A 13,874-nucleotide genomic window follows, 5' to 3' on the forward strand; every position below is an offset into this window, starting at 1 on the left:
CTCTAAGACTTTCCGGTATAGTTCACTTATCATTTTCGTTATTTAGGTCATATATAGTAAATATGACTTATCTTTTTTTGGAGTCTGTGTCTGTATTCCATGCTACATAAGCTTTTCAGCTTGCTTGTCCCCCTGTCAGGAGAAATTGTTTAAACAAGCAAGAAAAATCGATTAAAGACAAAGATTTTGATAAGTTTTGGATTAGTAACTATTTACGATTTGATACCTGTTCCACAGAAGACAAAAAACAAGCTGGCAGGAAATGCAGTATGAATGGATTTGATTATGTTATGAAAAACAAACGTCATATTTGGAACTTTGAGCATGAGGTATTAAATGAACTCAAAGAATTTTTACAACTATTTGCTGTCTAATCAAAAATCCCCCTAGAAATCTAGAGGGATTGAGGGATATATGGAGGGCAATTTAGAAGTAAATTGTACCACCCCAACGCTCGTCTAGACGGGGAGCAACCAACATATAAGCGGCGACGTTATACACATCATCTTCGGTCAGATTGCGTAATTCTGGGAAGATATCGGGACGGCTAACATTGGGATGAAATTCGCTTAGATCATCTTCACCATCGTAACTGGTGGGATGTTCTAGATAATCAATCAATGCTAACAGATTATCTCTGGGAGGTTCCGCTTTTGCTAGATCACCCAGACCCAAACTGACATTATTATTAGTTTTGGTTTTACCTTGCAGGTGACACTTAGTACAATTGGCGACAAAAAGTTTCTGTCCTTCCGTCGCTTGTTCAGAAGTCAAAGTCACCGATTCCCCTACGTCATTGAGGGTGATGGTGAGGGTTTCTTGATCGAGTTCTAAGGCACTAGCGCCGTTAAGATTGAATTGTAATACAAAAAAGACTACAGCGATCGCTGCCACAATCAAACGTTTGATCATTGTTCTCCTACTCGCAATTGTTCCAAGAAAGGGAATTTTAAGGTGACTAAAAAATTTTCTCCTCTGGGAGGGTGTCGATCGATTCTAAGTGATCACGGACACCGAGAAGATCGCAGTGGGGAATAAAGTCAAGGGGACGTTTCCGTTTTCGAGGCGGTTACTCCTGAGCGTTGGGATAAAATCAGTGAGATAATTGCTTTAGCATCTTCTAGGGCGAGATTAGTCTGCCGATCTTTATAGGAGATGCCTAATTGGTCGCAAAGTGACAACACAGATTCATCGGCCAGATCGTACTCTGCCGCAATATCAGCGATCGATAGATCAGCAAAACCCATAGTCTAACGCACCCACCAAGGATAGAGAATACTTATTAGTTACCATAATTATCATGCCATTGCTGGGGACATTCTTAACAGTGATCAGTTATCACTGATCACTGATCAGTTATCAGATGTGAGTTTTCAGTTCACTGATTACTGTTTACTGTTTACTGGACGGCTACGCCGTGCCTTTGGCAACACTGAAAAAAGCTCCCATCACCCTACACCCCACACCCCCCCTGCCCCCCCCGATGTCGGGGGGGTTGGGGGGGTCACACCCCCCACCCTATACCCCACGTCCCCATCACCCCATCACCCCACTCCCCCAAAATTCCCTAATTTTCCCGACTTTTGCCTTTTTATTCCCTAAGATAGAGACTTGTGTAAACAAATTTAATTAAAATCGCAAAAAACCTGAAAAAATACTAAAATGTGATTAAGAATGTTATTTTTAGCGTTGTAAGGCTAAATCTTTCCCGATAACATTGTAATCATACCTCCACACTCTTTTGTACAAAGGGCTGCACCTTTGTTAACTTATGGATATACAACTGATCAACATCGGCTTCGGTAATATTGTTTCCGCTAATCGGGTTATCGCCATCGTTAGCCCAGAATCGGCTCCTATCAAACGCATCATCAGTGATGCTCGGGATAAAGGCTGTTTAATCGATGCTACCTACGGAAGACGGACTCGTGCGGTGATCATCACCGATTCTAGTCATGTGGTGCTGTCGGCCATTCAACCAGAAACCGTGGCTCACCGTTTCGTGGTCAACAAAGAAGCCCCTGTTAATAGTAGCAACTAAGTTATTAACCCCATGCAACCCGGTCAATTAATCGTCATTACTGGCCCTAGCGGTGTGGGCAAGGGTACGCTAGTCCGGCATTTACTAACTCGTTTCCCTAACCTCTACCTGTCCGTATCCGCTACTACGCGCCCACCTCGACCGGGTGAAATTGAGGGGAAAGATTACTACTTTCTCGACCGTCCCAGTTTCGAGGAGAAAATGGCAGCTGGAGAATTTCTCGAATCGGCCGAATACGCGGGCAATTATTATGGAACTCCCCAATCAGCGATCGCCGCTCAATTAGCAACAGGCCAGACCGTAATTCTAGAAATCGAATTAGAGGGGGCCAGACAGGTGTGTAAAAGCTTCCCCGAAGCGAGGAGAATCTTTATCCTACCCCCCAGTTTCGAGGAATTAGAACGTCGTTTGCGCGACCGGGGCAAAGATGCCGAAACAGCGATCGCCCGTCGTTTAGAACGCGCCCGAGAAGAATTGGCCGCCAGCGGGGAGTTCCCCTATCAAATCGTCAACGATGACCTAGAAACCGCCCTAGATGCCATCGAGAAGATTATTTTTAGCCGTTAGCCATCAAGGGGCAGGAGGCTCCGAGGCAGGAGGCTCCGAGGCTCCGAGGCAGCCTTGAATCAGTTATTAGTTATCAGATGTGAGTTTTCAGTTCACTGATTACTGATTACTGTTCACTGTTCACTGAAAATACTTCCCCACTTCCCCACTTCCCCACTTCCCATTCCCTAAGTTACCTAAAATATCGGATGAATACCCCCGCTACATTTTTCGATAAGATACTCACAAAAATTAGCGGGGGATGAAATCCGACCAGAATATTAGCAACGGAGCATCGGTTTAATTCCACCATCTGTGGACAAACTGTGTTATAATCTACTTAACCAATGGTCGAGAATTGTTAGATGCTAGTCGTAGAAGCAAAGCTAAAAAACGGGACACTAGAGCAATATCACCGGCTTGATGAAGCTATTAGAACTTCTCAGTTTGTGCGTAACTCTTGTGTTCGTTATTGGATGGATCATAAGGGTACAACCCGCAATGATCTCCAAAAACTTTGCTCGGTACTAGCTAACAATAAAGAGACACCTTGGGTTAATAAATTAAACTCTCAAGCTCGTCAATCGGCTGCTGATAGAGCCTGGCAATCAATTACTAGGTTTTATCAGAATTGTCATGCTAATATACCAGAGAAAAAGGGTTTTCCTCGGTTCAGAAAGCATAGTCGTTCTGTTGAATACAAACTAACAGGCTACAAACTATCTGATGATCGACGTAAAATTAGATTTACTGATGGCTTTAAAGCAGGAGAATTTGATTTATGGTGTAGTCAAAAGACGTTAGTTTATTATTCAGAGCAACAGATTAAACGGGTAAGAGTTGTTAGACGTGCTGACGGTTATTATTGCCAGTTTCTGATTGACGTAGAACGGCAAGAATACCATAAACCGACGGGACAAATAACAGGAATTGACTTAGGGTTAAAGGAATTTTATACCAATGCCCAAGGTAATACTGTAGAGAATCCACGTTATTTAAGAAAGTCAGAAAAACGACTTCAAAAAGCACAACGACGATTATCTAAGAAATTCCGTAAAGGAAAGAAACAGTCTAAAAACTATCACAAGCAACGGGTAAAAGTAGCTAAACTTCATCTTAAAGTATCAAGACAACGTAAAGACAAAGTAATTAAAGAGGCTTTGGCGTTAGTCCAGTCTAATGATTTGGTAGTCTATGAAGCTTTAAAGGTAAGAAACTTAGTCAAAAACCATAAGCTTGCCCAGTCGATTTCCGATGCTTCTTGGTATCAATTCACCGAATGGTTGAATTATTTTGCTAAGATTTATCGGATTGTTTGTGTTGCTGTACCAACGCATTTCACTTCTCAAGATTGTTCAGTTTGTGGGACGAGAGTTCAAAAAACCTTAAGCACTAGAACTCATCAATGTCCTAATTGTCAAACAGTCTTAGATAGGGATCATAATGCAGCAATAAATATTCTTAAAAAAGGGTTGAAATATTTGGGAAATCATCTCAACGGTACTGTTGGGCAAACAGAAACCGACCCAAACGCCTTGGGAGAGTCCGGCAAGAAAGATTTTCAGTGGAGACATTGAGAATCTAAGCTGTCTCGTTGAACAAGGAATTTCCGATAGTGATAGGTCAAGAATCCCCCGTCACAGCGTAGCTTGACGGTGGGAGTATGTCAAAATCAAAAAACCAACCGCAGCAGCAAGACAAGAAAGCGCAATGATTCCTACCGTTATTGAAACCACAGGCCGGGGCGAACGCGCCTTCGATATCTACTCCCGACTACTCCGGGAAAGAATCGTCTTTTTGGGACAAGAAGTAACCAGCGACCTGGCTAACCTAATTGTCGCCCAATTACTCTTTCTAGAAGCAGAAGACCCCGAAAAAGATATTTACTTGTATATCAACTCCCCTGGGGGTTCCGTTTCGGCTGGATTAGGGATTTTTGACACCATGAATCAAATCCGTCCCGATGTCAGCACCATTTGTATTGGTTTAGCCGCCAGTATGGGGGCTTTTCTCCTCAGTGCCGGCAAACCGGGCAAAAGAATGAGCCTACCCAACTCGCGGATCATGATTCACCAACCCCTCGGCGGCGCCCAAGGTCAGGCCACCGATATCGAAATTCAGGCCAAAGAAATTCTCTATCTCAAACAATTACTCAATCAACACCTAGCTAGTCATACCGGTAAACCTCTCGACCTCATCGCCGAGGATACGGAAAGGGATTTCTTTATGTCCGCCGAAGAGGCTCTAGACTATGGTTTAATCGATCAAGTGATCGATCGCAGTCCTTCTGCTTCCAACCCTCCCCAGTAATAATCATGATCGGGTAGGCCCTGTCTACCCAAATTTTTGTAAATATTTAGTAAGCAGAAATTAATCATCGATCATCGCTATTAATCTTAAGTAACAGTGAAAAGTTCTAGCGGATTGGGTTAAGATCGAGACGTAACCCGAAAAAAATTGCAACAGGAATCGGTAGAAACACCCGGTGGGTTATTAACGGAAATTTTTTTACTGGCAATCCCTATGAACTATCATCCGCCCTCACAGCCCCTGCCCGCCCCCTGTATTATTGATTCTGGCGTGGTCATCGCTAAAGAAGATATGCGTCGTCTCCTCGATGATATCGGACGAGTTCGCTACATCCATAGTCTCGAAGGGGTGATTCAGAGTGAAGGGGAGGGATGGATAGTGGAAGTTTTCGCCGATTATCAGCAAAGCACCCTAGTTGCTAACTACAGTCTTTATCTGAATACCTATAGCTTCGATTATCTGCGTTTAACCCGCTCTCCTGACGGTGAAACCTATTTTGATCTGATCCAAGACAATCGGCAATTACGGCTGATTCCCCTGAGTAATCCACTGCAAGACCCCGATATGAAAGCCCGTCTCAATGCTGATACCCTCGAAGCCATGGTTACTCAGGTACTTTCTGCTAAGTGGGATGTGCAGTTTGAAGACGAAGACGACAACGATTGCCCTTTTTAGGCAGTGAGCAGAAATACTGGTTACTAATAACAAGGGCCGAATCTAAAACCTAATTGGTTAAGCTAAAAGCTTTGATGTGCTTAGTTTCTAACCTTCTTTTTAGGTAGGAGAATTGCCAGATTCTGTCTTTTACCTCTTGCCTTCAGAAGCTGATAACTGATAACTGATAACTGATAACTGATAACTGATAACTGATAACTGATAACTGATAACTGAAACAGTGGGATTTTCCTTTGAATTAATCGCCCAGTGTCCCCAAACTGGTGCGCGGGTTGGGGTTTGGCATACTCCCCACGGACCGGTAGAAACACCCCGTTTTATGCCCGTGGGAACTTTGGCCACGGTGAAAGGTTTGACCCCCGCTCAAATCGCCAGCACGGGAGCGCAAATGATTCTCGCTAATACCTATCACCTGCATCTGCAGCCTGGAGAAAGTATTATCGAGAAAGCGGGAGGTTTACACGAGTTTATGGCGTGGAACCAGCCAATATTAACAGATTCGGGTGGATTTCAGGTATTTAGCCTTAGTCAACTCCGGCAAATTAAAGAGTCGGGAGTCACCTTTCGATCGCCCCGGGACGGTAGAATAATCGAAATCACGCCGGAAAAATCGATTCAGATTCAAAATGCCCTCGGTGCTGATGTGATTATGGCCTTCGATGAATGTCCCCCCACGGGAGTCAGTCATGAGACCATGAAAGCATCCATAGAACGCACCTATCGCTGGTTAGAGCGCTGTCTGACGGCCCATCAACGACCTCAAGAACAGGCTTTATTCGCCATAGTACAAGGGGGAATTTATGAGGATTTACGGGCAGCGGCGGCGCAATCTTTAGTAAAACTCGATTTACCCGGTTATGCTATCGGGGGCGTGAGTGTGGGGGAAGAAACGAGCCTAATTCATCGCATTGTCCAGATAACTGCCCCTTTACTCCCCGAAAATAAACCCCGTTACTTGATGGGAGTGGGAACCTATCGAGAAATGGCCAAGGCGATCGCTAGTGGCATAGATCTGTTTGATTGCGTCATTCCCACCCGTTTTGGTCGCCATGGCACAGCTTTGGTGCGGGGAGAGCGTTGGAACCTAAAAAATGCCCGTTTTAAGGAGGATTTCGCCCCTTTAGACGAGACTTGTGCCTGTTACACCTGTCAACAGTTTAGCCGTGCCTATCTGAATCATTTAATTAAATCGGGGGAAATGTTGGGTTATATTCTCTTATCTCTGCACAATATCGCCGAATTAATCAGATTTACCCGTGAAATTCGTCAATCTATCCTAGGGGGGACTTTTGCCCAAGATTTTGCCCCTTGGCTTGAGGATGCCGTAGATGTTACCCCAACGTGATAAAATTTCAGGAAACGTTTGAAAATTTTCTTGTCAAGGTAGATAGAGAGATGGAAACTGCACTTTTGTTCGCCAAATTGCCAGAAGCATACCAAATTTTCGACCCCTTAGTCGATGTCTTGCCCCTGATTCCCCTATTTTTCCTCTTGCTGGCCTTTGTTTGGCAAGCATCCGTCGGTTTTAAATAAATCGACCCTTAATTATCAGTTATCAGTGAGCAGTTATCAGTTATCAGTGAGCAGTTATCAGTTATCAGTGAGCAGTTATCAGCTTCTGAAAGCAAGAGGCAAGAGGCAAGAGGCAAAAGACAGAATCTGACAATTCTCCTACCTAAAAAGAAGGTTAGAAACTAAGCACATCAAAGCTTTTAGCTTAACCAATTAGGTCTGAGATTCGGCCTTTGTTATCAGATTTGAGTTTTAAGTGAGTGGTATTAAGTGAGGAGTACGAAATGACATTAACACTGCTGTCTTTTCACTGTTTACTGTTTACTTTTTACTGTTTACTGAAAAAGCTTCCCAGATTAAAACAAAGTCCCGGTTAAATCAGCACCAGTTAAGTCCACATCTTCTAAAATTGCCCCGCGCAAATCAGCATAACTGAGATCCGCACCCCGGAAACTGGCCCCGGTGAGATCGGTGATAAATCCGTCTCTTTCGGGACTAGCACGAAAATTAACCCGGCAAAGTCGGCAATTAGCCAAATTAGCTCGATATAACAGGGAACCGCTCAGATTAGCATAGTTGAGATCGGCTCCGCAAAAGTTAGTTTTGCCTAAGTCCGTGCGTTGGTCGGAAGTGGAGCGAAAATCCGTATCGATTAATACGGCCTGCTGGAGATTAGCACTGTTGAGATTAACACCGTTTAAGACGGCTTTGGTTAAATAAGCGGCTTCTAAATTGGCTTCGATCAGATTAGCTCCGCTTAGGTCTGCATCGCGTAAACAGGCTCGATAAAAGTCCACTTGACTTAAATCTGCTCCCCAAAGAATCGCCTCACTTAAATCCGCTTCCCTCAGCAGCGATCGCGCGAGGCGTATTTTTCCTAACCGGGCCTGTCGCAGATCAGCACGGCAAAAATCGACTCCCGGGAGGATAATATTCGTTAAGTCGCCTTCCCGCAAATTAATCCCCCGAAAATCTCTTTCTCCCTCCCGATAGCGTTGACAAAGTTCTTCTAGGAGCATGGAAATTTTTCCCTATCATAATTGAGGCAAAATGTCAAGGGTTTGGTGATTTTTATTTAGGGAGATGGAAAGCCGGCAGACTCTCGAATTCTCGGGCCCGTTGACGCATTTGCTGACTAATGCGATCGCAAACCACCTGACAGAGATCATAGATGACGGGGTCGGTAATTTGATAGTAAACGCTGACTCCTTGGGGTTGTCGCGAGATAATTCCCGCTTGGGTTAAAGCTTTCAGGTGTTTGGAGAGATTGGCCTGGCCTAGTCCGGTAGCTTCAGCGATTTCTTTACCATTCATCGCGCCTAATTGCAAGCAACTGAGAATCTGTAGGCGACTGACTTCCGACAGGACTTTGAAATAGTCCGCCACGGAAGCGAGGACGACGCTAGAGGTTTGGGGGGAGAAACTGTCTAACATGGGTGGGTAATAAAGTGACCAGTTAAAAAGGCTGACAATAGGTGATCGTTTAAAACTTTATAACTATTGACTACTATAGTTTAACTGGAGAGGTAACTAGAGTCTAGTCGGCACGAGCGATCGAGATTGGGTTATTCAGGAATCTACTGCTGCAAGAGTGCCGCCTAACTCCACCAACAGACTTTTTATCGCAAACCCTAACTATCACCGAGCATGGTAGTGATTAAGTTCCGGACAGTAGTGCTAGGATGGTTCTCTAAATTGCTTGGTAAAGCCCATTCTGAGTCAAGATAGGACATCTTCAGTAAATCTCTCACTTGTTTTGATTTAGCTTGTCCTGTACTTTGGGCAACCCCAAAAGCTTGATAAAGTTCTGTGGCCGAAATGTGGGGATTTTGACTAGGATCGAAGAGAAAATTGACCATTCCTAGGGCGTGAGTAATGCCGGCAGCCCAGGAATTGGCTTTACCTTTTTCTAGGGGAGAGGGACGCTTACGAGCTAAAGTTGCGGTTAATTGGCGAATAAGTTGGGCGTATTCTTCATTAAGATATTTAGCGGCAAATTTATCGGTAATAGCGGTAATTTCTTGATATTTGGCCTGCATTGCCTTGGGAACATTTTCCGATTTAGGAACAGCTGGGGGCGTTTTTTTCGATGTTGCTGCCGCTTGCTGTTTAGCACGTTGTTCAGCATTATATTTTTCTTGAAAAGCTGTTAAACCCTCCTGACTGGTGATATCAAAACCCTGCTGATGCGCTTGTAACAAGAGATTTTTCATAAAACCGCCACTGTTGGGATCGTTCATCAGTTGACTAAAGCGATCGCCTAATTGCTCTAAATATTTAATAATAGCCTTAGCCTGAGTTAATTTATATTCTCGTCCCAAAAATTGCCAAAAACTAATTAATTCAGGGATAGCATCTTCGGTTTCCGTCGGATCGAGGATAGTAATTTTGCGTGGTAAGATCTTCTCCATTAAGATCTGCACATCTGCCTTAGTCATGGTAGCAAGGGTATAACCTTTATAGAGATAGGCCAACTCGACAAAGGTAGCAATCCAACCACAACCTTCTTGTTTTTCTTGATAATAGGCATCTCCCTCGGGCGAATTGATATATTCTTCGATCGCTCCATTAATATAATCTTCTAGTAAGGGTTCGGCTTCATCGTAGTCTAAATTATCTAATTGTCGGATATTAAAAGTCATAACTGTAGGTTTTCCTTCGAGGCTTTCCTTTAATTTTAGGGGATTAGCTGACCGACAGCCAAACTAACGCTAAAATAGTCTTTGCTGTCCGGGGTTGTTGCTTGCTCCTGACGGTGATTGTAACCGGTAACTGAACATGACTTCGATTCGTCAACTGCATCAACAACTCGTTAATAAAGAAAAAACAGCCGTCGAAATCGCCACAGAATTTCTTGCTCGTATTGAAGCGATCGAACCACAAGTAAAAAGCTTTCTCCATTTAACCCCGGATTTAGCCCTCGCACAAGCCCAAAAAGTGGACGAGAAAATAGCTAGAGGTGAATCTCTGCATCCCTTGGCAGGTATTCCCATCGCATTAAAAGATAATCTCTGCACCAAAGGTATCCCCACCACCTGCGCTTCTCGGATTTTAGAGAATTTTGTCCCCCCCTACGAGTCCACCGTTACCCAAAAATTACGGGATTTAGGGGCAGTTATCGTCGGTAAAACTAATTTAGACGAGTTTGCCATGGGTAGTTCCACCGAAAACTCTGGTTATCACGTTACTGCTAATCCTTGGGATTTATCCCGGGTGCCGGGGGGATCTTCGGGAGGTTCGGCTGCGGCTGTGGCCGCTCAAGAATGCGTGATTGCCCTAGGATCGGATACGGGGGGATCAATTCGTCAACCGGCTTCGTTTTGTGGCGTTGTTGGTCTAAAACCGACCTATGGCTTGGTTTCTCGCTTTGGTTTGGTGGCTTACGCTTCTTCTCTCGATCAGATTGGTCCCTTTGGTCGTACCGTAGAAGATGCAGCGATTTTATTACAAGCGATCGCAGGTTACGATCCCCAAGATTCTACCAGTCTCAATCTGCCGATTCCCGACTATAGCCAATTCCTGAAAACCAGTTTAAAAGGGCTAAAAATTGGCGTAATTAAGGAAACTTTCGGGGAAGGTTTGGATCAGGTGGTTGCCGAGGCAGTTAATCAAGCTTTAGAGCAGTTAAAGTCCCTCGGTGCTACGATTAAAGAGATTTCCTGTCCCCGTTTCCGTTACGGATTGCCCACCTACTACATTATCGCCCCCTCGGAGGCATCGGCGAATTTAGCCCGTTACGATGGGGTTAAATACGGTATTCGGGAAGATGCCGATAGTTTGATTGATATGTACACCAAGACTCGCGCTCAGGGTTTTGGTGCGGAGGTTAAGCGCCGGATTATGTTGGGAACCTATACCCTCTCGGCGGGTTATTATGATGCTTATTACCTGAAAGCACAAAAGGTGAGGACTTTGATCAAAGAGGATTTCGATCGAGCTTTTCAATCGGTAGATGTGTTAGTTTCTCCCACTTCACCGACCACAGCCTTTAAAGCTGGTGAAAAAACGGCAGACCCTCTGAGTATGTATTTATCGGATTTAATGACTATTCCCGTCAATTTAGCTGGTTTACCCGGGTTAAGTCTTCCCTGCGGTTTTGATGGGCAAGGTTTGCCGATCGGTTTACAATTAGTGGGTAATGTGTTGCGCGAAGATCAATTATTTCATGTCGCCCACGCCTACGAACAGGCCACCGATTGGCACAAACGTCAACCATCTTTTACAAATTGATACAATTGCCGATGGCTATCTTTTGCCGGTAGCCATCAAGTAAAAATCAGCAACACCGAAAATCCCTCAAGCCTTCTCTTAATTGGGGACAATTTGCCAAAAAAGCGTTTACCTCATCATCCCATTCTAAGTTGAGCGGCAGCCGCCAAACTTTGGCTTTTATAAATCACTTTGGTAAGGTCGAATCCAACACGGTGTTAGCTTGCTCCAACGTTTTGCCGTAACCAATTGGTAAAGGCAACACGTTCTAATTCACCAGAGGCTAAAGCTAAAATGACTCGTTCTTGCTCATCTACAAAAGCATTAATCTCCAGTCCATTCAACACCAGAAATGTTTCCATTGCCCCATGACCAGTGCGCTTGTTGCCATCAAGAAATGGGTGATTCATCACAATTGAAAATCCCAAAGCTGAAGCTTTATCAACAATTGTCGGATAAAGATCCTGCCCGCCAAATGTCATGCGTGGTTGAGCAATAGCAGACTCTAAAGAACCTAGGTCACGAATACCCATAGCTCCTTGGGACTGTTGAATAATTTGATGATGTAAATCGAGGACTTCCACTAATGTTAGATAGCGTATCATGCTAAACGACGATAAAGTTCAGCGTTTTTCTTGAGTACATAGCTTGATGCTTGAGTAAATTCGTTTTTAGGACCAACCAACCAATCTTCTATGCTGGCACTGAGTAAGTCTTCAGGGGAAACTTGGCTGTTCTGAGCTAACTGTTGTAATCGTCGAAACTGCTCATCTGAGATATTAACAGTAATGGAAGCCATCAAAAACCTCTCAATAGTCTAAATATTTAACATTATAACCTCCGTAAACCTAAATATGGAACCTGTTACAGTTAATTAACGCACCCCTCAAGTCTTCTCTGTGGCCCAGCAATGCTCTAAAGTTGATATAGCGTTTTTCAGTCTGCTGAGGTACAAAAGTTATGGGTTTTAGGCAAAAGGCAAGAGGCAAAAGGGAAGAAAAATAGGTGTACCTCACTAGCTTAGGAAACGCTATATTTTAATTGGGGACAATTTGCCAAAAAAGCTTTCACTTTGTCATCTCACTCTAAGGGTGAAGTTGTGCGGCGGCAGACAAGCTTGAACTCTCGTCAATAACCTCTGTTCCGTCCGCACCAACGCAGTGTTAGCTGTCTGGCAATAACGCAACTGCCAACTTGACCGGATTATCTGCTGGTAGATGTGACCCATTTTTTAGAGTTCTTCTACTTGATATCCCTGTCTCTTGGCAATTTCAAGGATTGGGTTGATGTTATCAATCCCCCACTGATTACAAACGGCAATTGTCTGACCATCTCCGGTTTGGAGTAACTGCTCCTCGTTTAAGAAGTAGCGTTTAGCCCCTCCCTTTTCCGTCGCTTTTTCTAGTAGGGCAACAACACCAAAGCTACGATGAATTTCATCAGGGAATATCTGGCGTAATTGGTCGAAAGTTGTGTCCGGATTTGTTTGGAGGTGATGAGTAACGATAGCTAGTACGAGCTGGCGCTTATTGTAAATATTTCCAAGGAACTGATATTGCGTCTTATCTTTACTAAAACTGGCAGCCGTTCTCTGAGCCGATGCTTGCTCTCTCACCTTCACTTGGTACTCTTCTGCTTCTGGCAATGGGATAATTTGTTCAATGTCAAGCAGAAGCTCTTCCCCAAGCTTATAGGGTTGTAGCCGAACACAACGGATATCCAAATCTCGATCGTTTAGCCACATTACCGTTGTGGTTAGCTCTCTAGAAAAGTTAGCCGATGCCAAAACAATTCTGACATCCTTTGGAAATTGCTCTTCTAGGGCATTACTCCAGCCCAAAAAGTTGAGGATTTCTTCCTCAGCATTTTTACCAATACAACGTTTTTCAAGATATTGCTGGTAAATTTCAACAGCTCTTTTGAAGGTCAATGTAGAAACCATCGCGGCATAGCGAAGTGCTTGAAGTTCCATGTGGGCACCAGTGTCATCTCTTTTAAGTTCAATGACTACTAAGTTCGCTTGTTTATCAATGCCGAGCAGATCAATTCTTCTAGCTCCTTCAGTCCATTCTGAAAACTCTTCAGAAATGACCAACGTATCTGGAGAGATGACTGTGATTTTATCTCTTAGAGCAGCTTGGAGGTCAGAACGCTCTTGAATTTTCTCTATGCCAAACTGTGTGTTCTGGACTTCAGTAATTTGTTTATCTTTGAAAGTATAGAGAGGCATGAGTTCCACTAGCTTTAGACAATGATTTATACATTATACAGTTAAAACTGAACCCAAGTAAGACAGCTAACGGCCATGGTCAGCGGTGGTAATCAAAAATGGCGTTGCTGAATCAAGATATGAATACTAATGAATGCACCTATCCACAAGTTAGCCTAGTTCTAGGTTTTAAAAATTGCCAAAGAAGACAATTTCCTAGAAGTACAATTGAGGTTTTATTCCCGTTTCTTCAGTGAAATCTTCCTCTATCTCCACCAAACGGACTTAAGCAACAATTGGCAGGGAGTAGTTATTTATCCTCGGCGTTCAGTGGAAAGCGTAGAGACGGCTCGTTATGGGGAGTTAATCAAC

15 protein-coding genes and 2 pseudogenes are annotated in these 13,874 nt (G+C 43.9%); 9 read left to right on the forward strand and 8 right to left on the reverse strand.

The window, feature by feature from the left end:
• Positions 1–426: 426 nt before the first annotated feature.
• Entirely contained in the window at positions 427–912 is a 486-nt protein-coding gene (psbV, locus tag O9324_RS02570; RefSeq protein ID WP_287629626.1) for a photosystem II cytochrome c-550, read from the reverse strand.
• A 128-nt stretch (positions 913–1,040) separates the two neighbouring features.
• Positions 1,041–1,247 (reverse strand): hypothetical protein, encoded by a 207-nt coding sequence (locus O9324_RS02575; RefSeq protein ID WP_002735525.1) that lies wholly within the window; start codon positions 1,245–1,247, stop codon positions 1,041–1,043.
• 524 nt (positions 1,248–1,771) lie between these two features.
• Here O9324_RS02575 and remA point away from each other — a divergent pair.
• The 7 genes and pseudogenes from remA to O9324_RS02610 all read left to right on the forward strand — a co-directional run bounded on the left by remA (position 1,772) and on the right by O9324_RS02610 (position 7,105).
• Positions 1,772–2,041 carry an extracellular matrix/biofilm regulator RemA gene (remA, locus tag O9324_RS02580; RefSeq protein WP_002737924.1) on the forward strand — a complete coding sequence of 90 codons (270 nt, stop codon included), beginning with the start codon at positions 1,772–1,774 and terminating at the stop codon, positions 2,039–2,041.
• A 12-nt stretch (positions 2,042–2,053) separates the two neighbouring features.
• Entirely contained in the window at positions 2,054–2,608 is a 555-nt protein-coding gene (gene gmk / locus O9324_RS02585; protein ID WP_287629625.1) for a guanylate kinase, read from the forward strand.
• A 344-nt stretch (positions 2,609–2,952) separates the two neighbouring features.
• A pseudogene (locus O9324_RS02590) lies at positions 2,953–4,240 on the forward strand (RNA-guided endonuclease InsQ/TnpB family protein).
• An 18-nt stretch (positions 4,241–4,258) separates the two neighbouring features.
• Positions 4,259–4,897, forward strand: coding sequence for an ATP-dependent Clp endopeptidase proteolytic subunit ClpP (clpP, locus tag O9324_RS02595; RefSeq protein ID WP_223210338.1), 639 nt, complete (start codon positions 4,259–4,261; stop codon positions 4,895–4,897).
• A gap of 213 nt (positions 4,898–5,110) precedes the next feature.
• On the forward strand, positions 5,111–5,572 hold the full coding sequence (locus O9324_RS02600; RefSeq protein ID WP_039900599.1) for a hypothetical protein: 462 nt from the start codon (positions 5,111–5,113) through the stop codon (positions 5,570–5,572).
• Between the two features lie 220 nt (positions 5,573–5,792).
• Positions 5,793–6,917 (forward strand): tRNA guanosine(34) transglycosylase Tgt, encoded by a 1,125-nt coding sequence (gene tgt / locus O9324_RS02605; protein WP_287629624.1) that lies wholly within the window; start codon positions 5,793–5,795, stop codon positions 6,915–6,917.
• A 50-nt stretch (positions 6,918–6,967) separates the two neighbouring features.
• Positions 6,968–7,105, forward strand: a complete 138-nt coding sequence (locus O9324_RS02610; RefSeq protein WP_002739211.1) for a photosystem II reaction center protein K — start codon at positions 6,968–6,970, stop codon at positions 7,103–7,105.
• 335 nt (positions 7,106–7,440) lie between these two features.
• On the opposite strand, the gene hetL is transcribed toward O9324_RS02610, so the two are convergent.
• The 3 genes from hetL to O9324_RS02625 all read right to left on the reverse strand — a co-directional run bounded on the left by hetL (position 7,441) and on the right by O9324_RS02625 (position 9,726).
• On the reverse strand, positions 7,441–8,103 hold the full coding sequence (hetL, locus tag O9324_RS02615) for a heterocyst differentiation pentapeptide repeat protein HetL (RefSeq protein WP_002769203.1): 663 nt from the start codon (positions 8,101–8,103) through the stop codon (positions 7,441–7,443).
• Positions 8,104–8,155: 52 nt separating this feature from the next.
• Positions 8,156–8,518: an ArsR/SmtB family transcription factor gene (locus tag O9324_RS02620; protein ID WP_002738764.1), complete on the reverse strand. Its 363-nt coding sequence runs from the start codon at positions 8,516–8,518 to the stop codon at positions 8,156–8,158.
• Positions 8,519–8,715: 197 nt separating this feature from the next.
• Positions 8,716–9,726, reverse strand: coding sequence for a DUF6398 domain-containing protein (locus tag O9324_RS02625; protein WP_288139403.1), 1,011 nt, complete (start codon positions 9,724–9,726; stop codon positions 8,716–8,718).
• A gap of 136 nt (positions 9,727–9,862) precedes the next feature.
• On the opposite strand from O9324_RS02625, the gene gatA reads away from it, so the two are divergent.
• The gene (gene gatA, locus O9324_RS02630) at positions 9,863–11,314 is read left to right on the forward strand and encodes an Asp-tRNA(Asn)/Glu-tRNA(Gln) amidotransferase subunit GatA (protein WP_288139404.1); all 1,452 of its coding nucleotides are present in this window, start codon (positions 9,863–9,865) and stop codon (positions 11,312–11,314) included.
• Positions 11,315–11,511: 197 nt separating this feature from the next.
• On the opposite strand, the gene O9324_RS02635 is transcribed toward gatA, so the two are convergent.
• The 3 genes from O9324_RS02635 to O9324_RS02645 form a co-directional block, all read right to left on the reverse strand.
• The gene (locus tag O9324_RS02635; RefSeq protein WP_230401049.1) at positions 11,512–11,877 is read right to left on the reverse strand and encodes a type II toxin-antitoxin system death-on-curing family toxin; all 366 of its coding nucleotides are present in this window, start codon (positions 11,875–11,877) and stop codon (positions 11,512–11,514) included.
• A 17-nt stretch (positions 11,878–11,894) separates the two neighbouring features.
• Entirely contained in the window at positions 11,895–12,092 is a 198-nt protein-coding gene (locus O9324_RS02640; protein WP_002739031.1) for a hypothetical protein, read from the reverse strand.
• Positions 12,093–12,524: 432 nt separating this feature from the next.
• Positions 12,525–13,523, reverse strand: a complete 999-nt coding sequence (locus O9324_RS02645) for a PDDEXK family nuclease (RefSeq protein ID WP_012264649.1) — start codon at positions 13,521–13,523, stop codon at positions 12,525–12,527.
• A gap of 192 nt (positions 13,524–13,715) precedes the next feature.
• Here O9324_RS02645 and O9324_RS02650 point away from each other — a divergent pair.
• Positions 13,716–13,874 (forward strand): annotated as a pseudogene (locus O9324_RS02650) (DUF2887 domain-containing protein); the annotation flags it as partial.

It is taken from the genome of Microcystis sp. LE19-84.1B (genome assembly GCF_027531875.1).
GTDB lineage: Bacteria > Cyanobacteriota > Cyanobacteriia > Cyanobacteriales > Microcystaceae > Microcystis > Microcystis panniformis.